General features: G+C 40.0%; 13 protein-coding genes. 5 read left to right on the top strand and 8 right to left on the bottom strand.

Going from position 1 to position 16,158, the window contains the following annotated elements; all coding sequences use genetic code 11:
* Positions 1–65: 65 nt before the first annotated feature.
* Entirely contained in the window at positions 66–2,672 is a 2,607-nt protein-coding gene (topA, locus tag L5B71_RS02520; RefSeq protein ID WP_265756817.1) for a type I DNA topoisomerase, read from the top strand.
* Between the two features lie 65 nt (positions 2,673–2,737).
* Here the strand turns inward: topA and L5B71_RS02515 are convergent, their stop codons facing one another.
* Positions 2,738–3,619 (bottom strand): ferritin-like domain-containing protein, encoded by an 882-nt coding sequence (locus tag L5B71_RS02515; protein ID WP_265756816.1) that lies wholly within the window; start codon positions 3,617–3,619, stop codon positions 2,738–2,740.
* A gap of 8 nt (positions 3,620–3,627) precedes the next feature.
* A complete protein-coding gene (gene tesB / locus L5B71_RS02510) occupies positions 3,628–4,491 on the bottom strand; it encodes an acyl-CoA thioesterase II (protein ID WP_265756815.1) in 864 nt (287 codons plus the stop codon).
* Positions 4,492–4,676: 185 nt separating this feature from the next.
* Between tesB and L5B71_RS02505 the strand changes: the two genes are divergently transcribed.
* The 3 genes from L5B71_RS02505 to L5B71_RS02495 are packed head-to-tail and all read left to right on the top strand — an operon-like array spanning position 4,677 to position 9,320.
* Positions 4,677–5,918, top strand: coding sequence for a TolC family protein (locus L5B71_RS02505; RefSeq protein ID WP_265756814.1), 1,242 nt, complete (start codon positions 4,677–4,679; stop codon positions 5,916–5,918).
* Between the two features lie 4 nt (positions 5,919–5,922).
* The gene (locus L5B71_RS02500; protein WP_265756813.1) at positions 5,923–8,094 is read left to right on the top strand and encodes a type I secretion system permease/ATPase; all 2,172 of its coding nucleotides are present in this window, start codon (positions 5,923–5,925) and stop codon (positions 8,092–8,094) included.
* Entirely contained in the window at positions 8,091–9,320 is a 1,230-nt protein-coding gene (locus L5B71_RS02495; RefSeq protein WP_265756812.1) for an HlyD family efflux transporter periplasmic adaptor subunit, read from the top strand. Before L5B71_RS02500 ends, L5B71_RS02495 begins: the two co-directional genes overlap by 4 nt.
* A 63-nt stretch (positions 9,321–9,383) precedes the next feature.
* On the opposite strand, the gene xthA is transcribed toward L5B71_RS02495, so the two are convergent.
* From xthA to xseB, 6 genes are all read right to left on the bottom strand, one after another.
* Entirely contained in the window at positions 9,384–10,187 is an 804-nt protein-coding gene (gene xthA / locus L5B71_RS02490) for an exodeoxyribonuclease III (RefSeq protein WP_265756811.1), read from the bottom strand.
* Positions 10,188–10,284: 97 nt separating this feature from the next.
* Entirely contained in the window at positions 10,285–10,566 is a 282-nt protein-coding gene (locus L5B71_RS02485; protein ID WP_265756810.1) for a YcgL domain-containing protein, read from the bottom strand.
* An 8-nt stretch (positions 10,567–10,574) separates the two neighbouring features.
* Entirely contained in the window at positions 10,575–11,183 is a 609-nt protein-coding gene (locus L5B71_RS02480) for a DedA family protein (protein WP_265756809.1), read from the bottom strand.
* Positions 11,184–11,216: 33 nt separating this feature from the next.
* On the bottom strand, positions 11,217–13,073 hold the full coding sequence (gene dxs / locus L5B71_RS02475; RefSeq protein ID WP_265756808.1) for a 1-deoxy-D-xylulose-5-phosphate synthase: 1,857 nt from the start codon (positions 13,071–13,073) through the stop codon (positions 11,217–11,219).
* A gap of 75 nt (positions 13,074–13,148) precedes the next feature.
* Positions 13,149–14,039 carry a (2E,6E)-farnesyl diphosphate synthase gene (ispA, locus tag L5B71_RS02470; protein ID WP_265756807.1) on the bottom strand — a complete coding sequence of 297 codons (891 nt, stop codon included), beginning with the start codon at positions 14,037–14,039 and terminating at the stop codon, positions 13,149–13,151.
* A gap of 24 nt (positions 14,040–14,063) precedes the next feature.
* Positions 14,064–14,312 carry an exodeoxyribonuclease VII small subunit gene (gene xseB, locus L5B71_RS02465; RefSeq protein WP_265756806.1) on the bottom strand — a complete coding sequence of 83 codons (249 nt, stop codon included), beginning with the start codon at positions 14,310–14,312 and terminating at the stop codon, positions 14,064–14,066.
* A gap of 232 nt (positions 14,313–14,544) precedes the next feature.
* Here xseB and thiI point away from each other — a divergent pair, with 232 nt between their 5' ends.
* Positions 14,545–15,993 carry a tRNA uracil 4-sulfurtransferase ThiI gene (thiI, locus tag L5B71_RS02460; RefSeq protein ID WP_265756805.1) on the top strand — a complete coding sequence of 483 codons (1,449 nt, stop codon included), beginning with the start codon at positions 14,545–14,547 and terminating at the stop codon, positions 15,991–15,993.
* Positions 15,994–16,158 lie beyond the last annotated feature (165 nt).

The following is a 16,158-nucleotide window of genomic DNA, read 5'->3' as shown; positions in this document are numbered from 1 at the left end:
CTCAGATAGTCCGCAATATATCGGACAATTCTACATAAGTTAGCAGAAATTAGGTAAAGAAAAAGATGAGTAAATCTTTAGTGATTGTGGAGTCGCCAGCCAAGGCGAAAACTATTAATAAGTATTTAGGAAAGGATTATATTGTGAAATCCAGCGTAGGGCATATTTGCGATTTACCTACCGCTGGAACGAGTACTGGTGAAAAAGCCAAGCCAATTTCAACCAAAGGATTAAGCCCAGAAGAAAAGCAAGCGATTAAGCAAGAGAAAGAACGTAATGCGTTGGTGAAGCGTATGGGGATCGATCCTTATCACGATTGGAAAGCCAATTACCAAATTTTACCGGGTAAAGAAAAAGTGGTGGCGGAGCTGAAATCGCTGGCGAAAAAAGCCGATCATATTTATCTCGCCACCGATTTGGATAGAGAAGGGGAAGCCATTGCTTGGCATTTGCGTGAAGTGATTGGCGGTGATGATGAGCGTTTTAGCCGTGTGGTATTCAACGAGATCACCAAAAATGCCATCACTCAAGCCTTTGAACACCCTGAACATCTCAATATGGATCGCGTTAATGCCCAACAAACACGCCGTTTTCTTGATCGCGTGGTGGGCTTTATGGTGTCGCCATTATTATGGAAGAAAGTGGCGCGTGGCTTATCCGCAGGGCGTGTGCAATCGGTCGCGGTGAAATTATTAGTAGAACGAGAGCGTGAGATCAAAGCTTTCCAACCAGAAGAATATTGGGAAGTGGCGGTGCAAACGGAAACCGCACAGAAAATTGGCTTACGTCTTGATGTAACCAGCTTTAAAGGGAAAAAATTTGAGCCGAAGAATGCGCAACAAGCGCAAAGTGCGGTGGATTTTTTACAAAAATCTGACTATATCGTTTCTGATTTAGAAACCAAGCCAACCAGCTCTAAACCGAAAGCGCCATTTATTACTTCAACCTTGCAACAGACAGCGAGTACTCGCCTTAATTTTGGCGTGAAAAAAACAATGATGCTGGCGCAGCGTTTGTATGAAGCAGGTTATATTACCTATATGCGTACCGATAGCACTAATTTGAGTAAAGATGCGTTAAATATGGTGCGTGATTATATCGGTTCAAATTATGGTGATGCATATTTACCGGCTAAACCGAATTTTTATTCGAGCAAAGATAATGCGCAAGAAGCGCACGAAGCCATTCGTCCTTCTGATGTATGTGTGTTGGCGGCTGATGTGCAGGGAATGGATAAAGATGCGGTGCGTTTATATGATCTCATTTGGCGTCAATTTGTGGCTTGCCAAATGCCTGCCGCGCAATATGACAGCTCAACGCTCACGGTAACGGCGGGCGATTACGGCCTGAAAGCCAAAGGGCGCATTTTACGTTTTGACGGTTGGACAAAAGTGTTACCGCCAATGAGCAAAAGTGCAGAAGATCAAGTGCTGCCAGCAGTTGCGGTGAATGATCAGCTAAATTTAAAAGAAGTGATTCCACAGCAACATTTCACTAAGCCACCAGCACGCTTTACCGAAGCTGCACTGGTTAAAGAGCTGGAAAAACGCGGTATTGGTCGCCCATCCACTTATGCCGCGATCATTTCAACCATTCAAGATCGTGGTTATGTGCGGGTGGAAAATCGCCGTTTTTATGCAGAAAAAATGGGGGAGATTGTTACCGATCGCCTTAATCAATCGTTCACCGATTTAATGAATTATGATTTCACCGCCAATATGGAAGATGTGCTAGACCAAATTGCCAACGGTGAGAAAAATTGGAAAGCGGAATTAAATCAATTCTTTAAAGATTTTTCTGCGCAGCTGAGCCAAGCTGAATTAGATGAGCTAGAAGGCGGAATGAAGCCAAATAGTCTTGTCCTAACCGATATTAAATGCCCAACTTGTAGCCGTCCAATGGCGATTCGTACTGCAAGTACTGGCGTATTCTTAGGCTGTTCAGGTTATGCCTTACCACCAAAAGAGCGGTGTAAAACGACGATAAATTTAATTCCAGAAGCTGAATTGTTAAATGTGCTGGACGAAGCTTCTGAAACTAAAGCCCTGATGGATCGCAAACGCTGCCCGAAATGTGGCACGGCAATGGATAGTTATATTATTGATCCACAAAGAAAACTTTATGTGTGCGGAAATAATCCAAATTGTGATGGCTATGTGGTGGAGCAAGGCGAGTTTAAGATTAAAGGTTATGACGGTCCGGTGGTGGAATGTGATAAGTGCGGTGCTGATATGCACTTAAAATTAGGGCGTTTTGGCAAATATATGGCTTGTACCCAATGTGATAACACGCGCAAAATCTTAAAAAATGGCGAAGTTGCGCCACCAAAAGAAGAGCCAGTACATTTCCCAGAGTTAAAATGTGAAAATTCTGATGCGTATTTTGTATTGCGTGATGGCGCAAGTGGCGTGTTTATGTCTGCGCATAATTTCCCGAAATCTCGTGAAACCCGTGCAGCAAAAGTGGCTGAGTTGGCACTATATCGTGATCGTTTGCCTGAAAAATTGCAATATTTAGCCGATGCGCCACAGAAAGATCCTGAAGGTAATGAAGCCATTGTTCGCTTTAGCCGTAAGGAAAAACGTCAATATATTACGTCCGAAAAAAATGGTAAAGCCACAAAATGGCGAGCAGATTATATTGATGGAAAATGGGTGGCAAATAGCAAATAACTAGACTGAATTGAAAAAAGGGCGATTAACTAACTAATCGCCTTTGGATTGGTTTTATGGTCAATTTATTTAACTTGATTGGCTTTAAGATGAGATTTTAACGTCTGTTCAATTTCATAAATCCAGTCCAATTCAAATTGAGTGAAACCAGCTTGGATACGAGCATCGGTGTTGATTGCCCCTTTGAAAATGACAATGCGATATTTACGCAATAAATCGCTAAAACATTGCATTGCGTCCAATCCACGTTTGGCAGAAAGGGCGTGATACCAATGATTGCCAATGGAAACGTGGCCAATTTCATCACGCAAAATAATATCGAGAATTTTCACTGCATCAAAATCTTTACGCTGCGCGATTTTTTCTTGCATTACAGGAGTAGCGTCCAAACCCCTTGCTTCCAAAACCCGTGGCACTAACGCCATTCGTTCCCAAATATCGTGCGCAGTGGCTTGTGCCATTTCCCATAATCCAGCGTGTGCTTCAAAATCGCCATATTTATAGCCTAAGGTTTTTAAATGATTGTTTACTAAAGTGAAATGGGTGCTTTCTTCATAAGCAACGCGCAACCAATCATGCGCAAAGGCTAACCCTTCGCCTAATTCTTTTTCTGCTTCACGGGCAAATCGCCAAGCAGCATCCAAGCCTAAATTAATCGCATTAAATTCAATATGTGCGATGGCGTGCAAAGTGGCAGCATAACCTTCTTGTGTGGCAAAAGAACGTTTTGGCACAGCGTGCGGTGCAACCAATCTCGGTTTGTCAGGAAAGGCGGCGATTTCTTGATCTTTTGTTACTGTTGGGAAGTCTGCCAATTCAGCTTGTTCAATGCGTGGCAAAAGATCGCTATATAAGGCATTTACTTGCTCACATTTTTTCGTGGGATCTTTTTCTTGCAAGGCGTGTGTAACCAGATCCCAAAGTTGTGTCATTAAAAGTGCGGTCATTTTTTTCCTTATTTTTCGCTAAATCGAATTAAACCTTCTTGCTGTGTGGTGGCAATTAAACGCCCTTGACGATCGAAAATTTGCCCGCGTGATAAGCCCCTTGCACCAAAGGCGTTAGGGCTTTCAATGGCGTAGAGTAGCCAATCGTTAAGATCGCCTGTACGGTGAAACCAAATGGAATGATCAATGGTGGCTAATTTTATTCCTGTTTCTAAAAAACCTTTTTGATGTGGGTGAAGGGTAGTGAGTAGCGGATGAAAATCAGAAAAATATGCCAACAAACATTGCTGAATGGCACGATCTTGCGGCACTTCACCGTTGGCTTTCACCCAAACATATTGTTCTGGTGGCAAAGCGTTACCTTTAAACGGATTATTGATATATTTGCTACGAATATCAAATGGACGCTCGGCAGTAAATTTATCGCGAATTGGCTCAGGAATATATTGCGCCAGTTTTTGCAATGCCACACTTTCAGCCATAAAGCTGTCTGGCTCGCCCACATTTGGCATTGAAGATTGGTGATCAAAGCCTTCTTCTTCCATCTGAAATGAAGCTGTAATGTGGCAAATGACTTGATTATGCTGAATGGCTTTCACTCGCATCGCAGTAAAATGGTGTCCTTCACGTAATACTTCCACATCATAAATAATCGGGTGCTCACTATCCCCAGGAGCAAGAAAATAGGCGTGGCAAGAATGCAACACGCGATCTTGGGGGGCAACCTGAATCGCCGCTGAAAGCGCTTGCGCCACCACTTGTCCTCCAAACACTTGGCGTAAACCTAAATCTTGGCTTTGCCCACGAAAGAGAAAATCATCAAGCTGTTCCAATTTTAGCAATGCAATAAGCTGGTTGAGTACCACAGACATTTTATCTACCTTTTAATAAAAATAAGTGCGGTGTATTTTACGGGAATTTTTACTAAAACTAACGCTATTTTTACTCGTTGATAGTTTTTTCTGGTGATTATGGTATACTTGGTCAGTTTTATTTCTATGTTTTTAGGGTAAAAGATAAATTAGTATCCTATCTAACTCGCTTTAGGAGAAGTGTTATGAAACAGTTGGGATTAAAAAGAGCCCCATTACTATTATTATATTTTTTAGCAGGAAGTGCGGCAGCTGATTCTTTACAGTTGCAAACAGTTATTCGTAAAGCTTTTGATAAAGATCCGAAAGTACTGGCTGCACAGGCAAATCAAAAAATTGCTCAAAAGAAAGTAAAGCAGGCAGAGGCAGGGCACCAACCCAAGCTGTCTATTTTTGCTCAGCAAAATATGCATGAAAGTCATCGCTATACAGAAAATAAATCTTCCAAATTTACTCCAGGCGCGCAGCTTTCTTTAAACCTTTATTCTTTTGGTGCAATAGAAAAACGCGTTGAGCAAAGTGAAAAAGCAGAGCAGACATATCGGTATAAAATAGATGAAACCTATGAGTCATTAGGTTATACAATCACTGAATTATATTTAATGGCATTGAGATCTGCAGACACGTTAAATGTATTAAAGAATAGCATTAAACGTATTGATAGTACGCTGAATGAAATTGATATCATTGCTGATAATGATGAAGGTCGTAGATCTGAATTTGTTCAAGCTCAAGCGAGAAAATATGCAATTGAGCAACAAATTAATTCGAATCAGCGAGAATTAAAAACGATGATAGATAAGCTAAAGCGTTATTCAGGTCAAGAGCTTAACATCAATAAATTATCAAATCCTTTCAATGGATTAACTGCAGAAAGCTTAGTGGCTAAGTATTCAGCAGATAAGAGTCAACACCCTACAATCAAAGTATCAAGTTCTGAGATTGAAGATGCTACTGCAGAACTGGCTGCAAGAAAAGCAGAGCGTTTACCCAAATTGGATTTAATTGGGCAAGCGACGCGTGATGATCGTGCTGTGTATTTGAATATGTCTTGGGATGTGTATAATCCTGAAAGTGCTTATGCTGTAGAGGAACGGGCAGAACGTTTACTTTTAGCTGAAAGTAATTTAGAGCAAGCTAATCTTGATATTGAAGAACGTAAATCTTTAGCTTTATTAAATTTATCTGAATATCAAGCACACCTTAAAACCTTAAATAAACAAATTAATAGCCAAAAAGAAGTTATAGAATTTTATAAATTACAATTCTTGATTGCGAAGAGAACTTTACTTGAGTTACTAAATGCAGAGAATGAACTATTATCTGCACAATTAAGCAAAGTAAACTCAGAATACCAATTACGCCATTCTGTATTAGATTATCTAGCATCTCAAGGCACCTTGAGAAAATGGGTTAATGGAAAATAAATAAATGAAAAGTATTATTGAACATCTTGCATTGGCAACACAATTATTAGGTTCGCCATTGTCAGTCGCAACATTAAGTGCACACACTATTCGTAAAAATGGGAATAGTGCAGATTTTTCAGGTCTTTGCGAATATCTAAGAAGTGAAGGATTTGATAACAGTATTTCAGAACGCCCTTTAAATGAAATTCCTTCTCTCGCCATGCCAGTCATTATTTTGTTGAGAAATGAAGAGGCAGCGGTTTTAGTTGAAATTAAAGAAGAGGAAAGTGGTAAAACATATCGTTTGGCACAAGAATCTGGGCTATTTATTGATTTACCTGAAGACGAATTAGCCTCTAAATATTTAGGCTACTGCTGGTTTATTAAACCTAAATTAGCGCAGGATAATCGTTCAGAATTGCCGGAATATGATTTACCAAAATCTTGGTTCTTTAAAATTATTTGGCGATTTAAGAAATATTATTACCAAGTTATTTTAGCTACGTTTATGATAAATACGTTGGCTTTAATTAGTTCTCTCTATGTAATGAATGTCTATGACCGCGTTATCCCAAACCAAGCTTATGAAACGCTTTGGGTATTGAGTATTGGGGTATTCTTAGCTATTTTCTTTGAGTTTTTAGCGAAAATGCTACGAGGACATTTAACTGATATTGCGGGGAAAAAGGCTGATCTTATTATTAGTGCGATGCTATTTAGGCGAGTAATGTCTTTAAGAATACAAGATCGTCCAGCCTCTTCAGGTTCTTATGCAAATAACTTGAGGGATTTTGAATCTGTACGAGAGTTTTTGACAAGTGCGAGTTTATTGACCTTGGTTGATTTGCCTTTCTTATTATTATTTATTACCGTAATCTTTTTGATTGGTGGGAAACTGGCTATTATACCAAGTATTTTAATTCCATTAGTCATTTTAATTGGTATTTTAGCTCAATTTCCATTGTCAAAAGCGATTAATGAATCTATGCGTGAATCTTCACAACGTCAAGGTTTGGCTGTGGAAGCGATAGAAGGTATTGAAACTTTAAAAAATAATAATGCCACTTTATGGGCTCAAAAGCGTTGGGATTTTTTTACTGCAAAAAGCTCTTATTCCTCTATTAAAGTAAAGGATATTAGTAACTTTGTTATAAATCTAGTAACTGCTTTACAGCAGCTAAATACGGTATTTTTAGTATTATATGGGACTTATCTCATTCATGCAGAAGAGGTATCTTCTCGTATTACTATGGGGGCATTAATTGCAGCAGTGATTTTATCTGGGCGAGCTTTATCACCTTTAGGGCAGATTGCAGGGCTTGCAATTCGTTTTCAGCAAGCGTGGGTAGCATTAAAAGGTGTTGATGCGATAATTCAGCGCCCTGTTGAAAAATCCTCCGATAGAGAATACGTTAGCTTAAAACAGGTTAAAGGCGGATTAAACTTTACGAATCTTTCCTTCCAATATACTGATGAAGATACTCCAGTACTAAAAAACTTTAATTTGCATATTCAACCTGGAGAAAAAGTTGCTATTTTAGGTAAAATTGGTAGTGGAAAGTCTACAGCACTTAAACTGGCTGTTAACCAATATCGCCCAACAGAAGGGAGTATTACGTTAGATAATATTAACTTACAGCAGATTGATCCTTATTATTTACGTAATCAAGTACTATTATTAGAACAAAATCCTCGTCTATTCTTAGGTACGTTACGTGATAACTTAGATATAGCACGCACAGATAGTTATCCATCAGATCAAACATTGCTAATTGCATTACAACGCTTAGGGTTAATGGATTTTATTCGTAGTCACCCTAAAGGGTTGGATATGCCATTGGGAGAAAATGGATTAGGATTATCTGGTGGACAACGTCAGGCAATAGCATTAGCTCGAATGATGTTGAAAGATCCAAAAGTGGTGCTTTTAGATGAGCCAACCCATAGTTTTGATCCACAATATGAAATACAAGCATTAAATGCTATTGCTCAATGGGCGGCTAAACGAACACTGGTTGTGGTAACCCATCGGTTATCAGCATTACGCTTAGTTGATCGTGTTGTTGTAGTGGATGGTGGAAAAATCATCATGGATGGACCAAGAGATGCTGTATTGAAAAAATTAAGTGAACAAAATAACCCACAACAACAGCCTCAACCAGCAACTCAAACTGGGAGCAATGAGAACAAATGAGAAATGAACAAGAAAATACGGTAAATAATAAAGATCTGCATTTGCTGACAGATTTACATGCAGCAATGCAAGAAGAAAAGCACCAAAAAACCTTTGCTATTTTATGGCTACTCGCTGCTTTTTTACTTGTTTTTTTGATCTGGTCATATTTTAGTAAATTAGAAGAAGTAACCAGGGGTCAAGGAACCATTATTCCAAGTAGTCGTGAACAAATTATCCAAAGTTTAGATCCTGGAATTTTGAGTGAAATGCTAGTAAAAGAAGGACAGCAAGTTGAGAAAGGTCAGGTCTTATTAAAACTTGATGATACACGAAGTTCTGCCATTCTCCGAGAGACGCAGGCAAAAGTCGATAACCTAGAAGCCGTGTCTATCCGTTTGAAAGCAGAAGTATCAGGGACGAAGCCTGTTTTTCCAGAAAGACTTCCAGCAGATATTATTAAACGTGAAGAAGGGGTCTATCAAGCCAAAAAACAAGCATTAGCAGAAGCATTAAAGAGCCTGCGTGAAAGTAAAAGATTGTTAGATTCTGAAATAAGAATTACTGAGCCAATGGTTCGTAAGGGAGCGATATCACAAGTAGAATTACTTAGAATGCAACGTTCCTCATCAGATCTTAAATTGCAAATATCAGAACGAGAGCATAAATATATTAATGAGGCGAATGCTGAACTTGCTAAGGTGCAAGGAGAGCTAGATCAAGCAAAAGAAAACTTAGCAATGCGCGCAGATCCTGTAGAACGCTCTCTTATACGTTCTCCACTCAAAGGGATAATTAAAAATATCAAAGTCAATACGATTGGTGGTGTAATCACGGTTGGGCAAGATATTATGGAAATCGTTCCAATTGAAGAAAAATTACTTGTTGAAGCTTATATTAATCCAAAAGATGTTGCTTACGTGCATCCAGGAATGAAAGCTGTAGTGAGATTAACTGCCTATGATTATGCTATTTACGGTGGGTTAGATGGCGTGGTTACTTTGCTGAGCCCAGGCACATTACAAGATAAACGAGCAGGTGATGAGTTGAAATTAAATCCAAACGCCTCTTACTATCGTGTATTAGTCGAAACGGATGGCAGTAATTTAACCGATAAAACGGGAAATTTGTTGCCTGTACTGCCGGGAATGGTTGCAACAGTGGATATAAAAACAGGTGAAAAAACCGTCTTTGAATATCTCACTAAACCATTAACAAGAATGAAACAAGCGTTACAAGAACGCTAGAAATGAGAGAAAAATAAAAAATGGGCAGCTTAATTATCAGCTGCCCATTTTATTATGATGAAATTACTCAAACACAGCCCAAATTGGAGCATGATCGGAAGGTTTTTCCATCGCACGAATATCAAGGGCAATGCCTGTATCAGTACAACGATCGATTAAACTATTGCTTGCCAAAATATGATCAATGCGTAAGCCACGGTTATCATCAAAGCCTTTTGAGCGATAGTCAAACCAAGAGAATTTATCGTTAGTCGTTGGGTTTAAATGGCGGAAAGTGTCCGTTAAACCATAGGCATATAAGCGGTTATACCATTCTCTTTCTTCAGGTAAGAATGAACATTTTCCGGTGCGCAACCAACGTTTGCGGTTTTCTTCACCAATGCCAATATCCAAATCACTTGGGCTGATATTCATATCACCCATAATAATAATTGGATTGTCTTTATTGTGATCCTGCTCTAAATAACGTTGTAAATCCGCATAGAATTTTTCTTTAGCAGGGAATTTGGTTTCGTGGTTACGGCTTTCCCCTTGTGGAAAATAGCCGTTTATCACCGTGAGCAACCCAAATTCCGTTTCCATTTCCGCCATAATAATGCGTTTTTGTGCCTCCGCGTCATCAGTCGGAAAACCTTTGTGAATGGCTTTGGGCGAGTGTTTCAACAAAAATGCCACGCCATAATGCCCTTTTTGCCCGTGGTGATAAACGTGATAGCCTAAATGTTCCACCAAGGCATAAGGGAAATCTTCATCTGCTACCTTAATTTCCTGCAATCCCAAAATATCCGGCTGATACTGTTCAATAATGGCTTCAAGCTGATGAGGTCTAGCTCGCAATCCATTGATATTAAAAGACATTATTTTCATTCAATACGTTCCTAATTGCTCATTTATAAAAATCAGACGGGCATTATACTAAGGTTTACAAGATTTCAAAAATGATAAAAAATTTCACCGCACTTTGTTACATATTCAAATTTAAAGTATGTATTTTATGAATTTCCAACAAATTCTGCTCTTGTTTAGGCATTTGTAGATAAAAGCCTTGTTGTTGGATTTTTTCTAGTACATCTTGATTATCTGCATTGATGAGAGATTTTTCACCTTTAAGATTAAATAGCATCACAAAAATAGGCGTGCCGAAACTGTCGCGTAGGGGGGCGGGAATGGGGGAAAAATCATCGCGTTTGGCAATGTATAAATACATTCCTTCTTTTTCCTTACTTTTATAAATAGCGTAGAGCATAAGGTTTCCTATTCTTTAGTTTGTTTATTTTGGCGTGATTTTTTCCATTTCCACAATACAATCAGGGCAACTACGCCAATAATAGCGTAAATAACAAATTGCCCCTTGTGGATTTGTTTATGCAACCAATCTAAATTACTTGCTCCGAAATGCCCTAAATAAACCCAAATTGGCACAGAAATAATGGCGGCAAAAAAATCAATTAATACAAAGCGGATAAAACTAACACGGCGAGTAATGCCAGAGATCATATAAATTGGTGCTCTTAATCCAGGTAGAAAGCGTGCGGTAAAAAGTACACGATTGCCGTATTTATCAAATTGGGAACGCACTATTTGTAAACGTTTTAAGGTAAGCATTTTACGAATTGGACGAAAACGTAAGATTTTTACGCCATAAAGTCGCCCTAACCAGTACATTGTACTATCCCCAATTAATACACCGATCATACTTACTATGAGCATCATATGCGGATTAGCATATCCTAAGCCAGCAATCACACCACCTGAAACAAGGGTAATATCTTCTGGGATTGGCACACCGAAACCACAGATGATTAGAACAAAGAGAACAGCGAAGTAGCCATAGTTAGTAAAAAAATTGATTAAAAATTCCATATCAAACCCGCATTTAATTGAATACTATAGTGATTAATATTTTAGCCTTTCAAGAAAAGCTAATATTTGTTCTTCAATACCTTTAGCATCAATTTTTAAGTCAGTTAAAATTTCTTGTTGCGTGCCTTGTGGAATGAAGAAATCTGGTAAGCCTAATTGTAAAAGTGCGGTAGTTTTGGGCTGAGAATTTAGCACTTCCGCCACGGCACTGCCTGCCCCACCTTGAATGGCATTTTCTTCGAGTGTTACTAATAATGAATGGTTTTCAGCGAGTTGCAAAATTAAGGCCTCATCAATAGGTTTAACAAATCGCATATCCACAAGGGTGGTATTTAATTTTTCTGCCACCGTTTTGGCACTTGATAACAATGTACCAAAATTTAGAATGGCAATATTTTTCCCTTCGCGCAGAACGTTACCTTTGCCGAGTGGCAAGATTGCTAATGGCTCAAGTTCTACGCCAATGGCATTGCCACGTGGGTAGCGTACGGCGGCAGGTTTACCACATTGATAGCCGGTATAAAGCATTTGACGACATTCATTTTCATCACTTGGGGTCATAATCACTAAATTTGGAATGCAGCGCATAAAGCTAATGTCAAACGCGCCTTGGTGGGTTTGTCCATCTGCACCCACCACGCCTGCGCGGTCGATAGCAAATAACACAGGAAGATTTTGAATGGCCACATCGTGGATCACCTGATCGTAAGCACGTTGCAAGAAAGTAGAATAAATGGCTACCACAGGTTTAAACCCAGCAATCGCCAAGCCTGCGGCAAAGGTAACGGCGTGCTGTTCAGCAATGGCAACATCAAAATATTGTTGTGGAAAGCGGTTGGAAAATTCAACCATTCCTGACCCTTCACGCATAGCAGGGGTGATGCCGATTAATTTCGGATCTTGCTCTGCCATTTCACATAGCCAGTCACCAAAAATTTGCGAATAGGTTGGGGTGGTGGATTTTGGCAATTTTCCACTTGAAGGATCGAATTTCGGCACACCGTGGAAGCCGATAGGATCTTGTTCCGCTGGCGCATAGCCTTTGCCTTTTTTGGTTTTAATATGCAAGAATTGCGGCCCTTTCAGGCTACTCATATTCTTCAAGGTGCTAATTAATTCGTCCACGTTATGGCCGTCAATTGGACCGATATAGTTAAAACCTAGTTCTTCAAACATTGTGCCAATAGGCGAAACAAAGCCTTTAACGTGTTCTTCCGTCTTTTTCACAAATTCTTTAATGGGTGGCACGCCGGAGAGAATTTTTTTACCGCCTTCACGTAAGGTGGAATAGAAAGAGCCAGAAAACAAGCGGGCAAGATAGTTATTCAATGCCCCCACATTTTCTGAAATAGACATTTCATTATCGTTGAGAATCACTAACATATCGGTGTGTAATGCACCTGCGTGATTGAGTGCTTCAAAGGCCATTCCTGCGGTGATTGCGCCATCGCCAATGACACAAATGGTTTTGCGACCTGCGTTTTCTTTTTCTGCTGCCACGGCAATGCCAAGTCCGGCACTAATAGAAGTGGAAGAATGGCCCACACTTAGCACATCAAACTCACTTTCATTACGCCACGGGAAAGGGTGAAGCCCATTTTTTTGGCGAATGGTGGACATTTTATCACGGCGTCCAGTGAGAATTTTGTGTGGATAGGCTTGATGCCCGACGTCCCAAATGAGCTGATCAAATGGGGTGTTGAATACATAATGCAAAGCAACAGTGAGCTCCACCGTGCCTAAGCCTGAGGCCAAATGGCCGCTACTTTGACTAACACTTTCCAACAAATATCCGCGTAATTCATTACAAAGTTGGGGAAGTTGATCTTTATTTAAAAGACGCAAATCGTCCGGTGAATTAATCAGTGATAAAAGAGGATATTTTTCCATTGTTAATCAAATCCTAAAAAGGGTTAAATTTCGACCGCACTTTAATCGTATAAGGCTTAGGCGGTGTCCAATATATTAATTTTTTCTTGTTACAATAAACTCGCTCAATGCCTTTAATGGCGAGCTATCAAAAGGTAATTTGGCTAAGGCATCAAGGGCTTGTTGATGAAGTTCTTGCGCTTTTTCTTTCGCCCCTTGCAAGCCGAGTAATTTTGGGTAAGTGCTTTTATCCGCGGCTAAATCCGCGCCCACGGTTTTGCCGATCACAGCACTTTCGCCTTCAATATCTAAAATATCATCTTGCACTTGGAACGCCAGCCCAATGGCATCAGCATAGCGTTCGAGCTGTTGGCAAAGTTGTTTGTCGACAAAATGCGGTGAACAAAGAAAGCCCATTTTTAATGCACAGCGTAACAACGCGCCCGTTTTGTTGCGATGAATTCTTTCCAATTCCGTAAGGCTGACTTGTTGATGCTCAGCTTGCAAATCAAGGCTTTGCCCCAAACACATTCCTTGCACGCCAGACGCTTTCGCCAATTCTGCTACCAAAGCAAGGCGTTGTTCGGCAGATAAATTTGGCGTTTGGCTCAGTAATTCAAAAGCAAAGGCTTGCAGCGCATCCCCTGCTAGAATGGCGGTGGCTTCATCAAAGGCAATATGGCAAGTGGAGTGGCCACGGCGCAGTGCATCATTATCCATTGCAGGTAAATCATCGTGAACTAAAGAATAAGCGTGAATCGCTTCAATACCAGCGGCAGCATAATCCAAATGCACGAATTCTGCCCCTAGCATTCTGCCTGTGGCATAAACCAAAAACGGACGAACGCGCTTTCCACCCAATAAAAGCGCATATTTCATTGCGTCTGCAAGGGGGGAAGGTTGCGTGTCAATTTGCTCAAATTGGTGTTCGAGAAATTGATTAATCCGCTGTTGAAGTTGTTGTAAATCCTGTGCAAATTGGTACATAGCAGTGGCTTAGTTATTGGGTTCTTATTCGTTGTTTTGATAGTCACTTAATTCTGCTTTATCGCTTTTAGAAAGCAAAATTTGAATACGCTGTTCCGCTTGTTGTAAACGCGTTTGACCTAATTGCGCCAGCTTAATCCCGTTTTCAAAATCCTTTAACGCCTGCTCTAAAGGCAATTCACCGCTTTCTAAACGGGTAACAATGCTTTCTAATTGAGTTAAGGTAGTTTCAAAATCTAAGCTGTTTTCGTCTGTGGTAGGTTTACGAGCCATTGTTTTTCCTAAATTCAACCTGAATAAATGCTACATTGTACTGTATTTTTATGGACTTGTTAAAGCCTATAGCAAGATTGTTGCGCAAAAAATCTCAGAAAAAAGCACCGCACTTTTGTTTCCCTTGCTCAGCGCTAAAACTGGTGCGAGCAGCGGACGAGAAAAATTGGGGATTTGCAAAAGATGTTGTACAATACCGCCCAATTTTTTTGCTTAAAACAGAAGTATTCCAATGAAATTTATTATTAAACTTTTCCCTGAAATTATGATTAAAAGTGAAAGCGTGCGTAAGCGCTTTATTAAAATTTTGACAGGGAATATTCGCAATATTTTGAATAAATATGATGACACGGTGGCCGTGGTGAAGCACTGGGATTATATCGAAGTGCGGTCAAAAAATGCGGAGAATCGTGCCTTATTAATAGAACTATTAGGACGAATTCCCGGCATTCATCATTTTCTCGAAGTGGAAGAAAAACCGTTCAACAACGTGCAAGATATTTTCCAACAGACTTTGCAAGATGTGGCACCGTTGCTTGAAAATAAAACTTTTTGTGTACGTGTAAAACGCAAAGGCAAGCACGATTTTTCTTCCCTTGATGTGGAACGCTATGTAGGCGGTGGCTTAAATCAGCACATTGCCAGTGCGAAAGTGAAACTCAGCAAACCCGATGTTACCGTTCGCATTGATATTGAAGACGACAAAATGATGTTGGTTAAAGCTCGCCATACAGGATTGGGGGGGTATCCTATTGGCACGCAAGAAGATGTCGTTTCGCTTATCTCAGGCGGCTTTGATTCGGGCGTATCAAGCTATATGCTCATTCGCCGTGGTTCGCGCGTGCATTATTGCTTCTTTAATCTGGGCGGTGCGGCACACGAAATTGGCGTAAAACAAATGGCATATCACATTTGGAATCGTTTTAGTGTCTCACACAAAGTGCGTTTTGTGGCGATTAATTTTGAGCCTGTAGTGGCAGAAATTTTAGAGAAAATCGACAATGGCCAAATGGGCGTGGTGTTAAAACGAATGATGGTGCGCGCTGCAAGCAAAGTGGCAGAGCGTTTTGGTATCCAAGCCATTGTGACAGGCGAAGCACTCGGTCAAGTTTCAAGCCAAACCCTCACCAATTTACGCCTGATTGATGAAGCTGCAGACGTCCTTGTGTTACGCCCACTTATCACTCACGATAAAGAACACATTATTGCCATAGCAAAAGAGATTGGCACAGACGATATTGCTAAATCAATGCCTGAATTTTGTGGCGTGATTTCAAAAAATCCAACGGTTAAAGCGGTGCGAGAAAAAATTCTTAGTGAAGAAAATCATTTTGATTTCAGCGTGTTAGAAAGTGCGGTACAAAATGCGCAATATTTAGATATTCGTCAAATTGCAGAACAAACGGCAAAAGAAGTGGTGGAAGTGGATACCATTTCTGTATTAGGCAAAAACGACATCGTTATTGACATCCGCAGCCCCGAAGAAACAGATGAAAACCCGTTGGAACTGGCAGGGCAGGAAGTGTGTTTAATTCCGTTCTATAAACTTTCTACCTTATTCCCAGAATTAGACCAAAGCAAAAATTACGTTCTTTACTGCGAACGCGGCGTAATGAGCAAACTCCAAGCCCTTTATTTAAAAGAAAGTGGGTTTGAGAATGTGAAAGTATTTAGCAAATAGTTGTCAGTAGATAGATAAGATAAACAAGAATGCACCATTGATGGTGCATTTTTATTTGGAAAACGTTGAGCTACTTCACATTTTTTAATATCTATTCTTGTGTTCAGTTTATATTTGACTAGGATATGAATGTTAAATTTATGTTAAAAATGTAAATGAGGAGGT

Source organism: Avibacterium sp. 21-586, from assembly GCF_026226775.1.
GTDB lineage: Bacteria > Pseudomonadota > Gammaproteobacteria > Enterobacterales > Pasteurellaceae > Avibacterium.
Note: the sequence above shows the minus strand (reverse complement) of the source record. Positions and strands in the feature narration are given on the sequence as shown.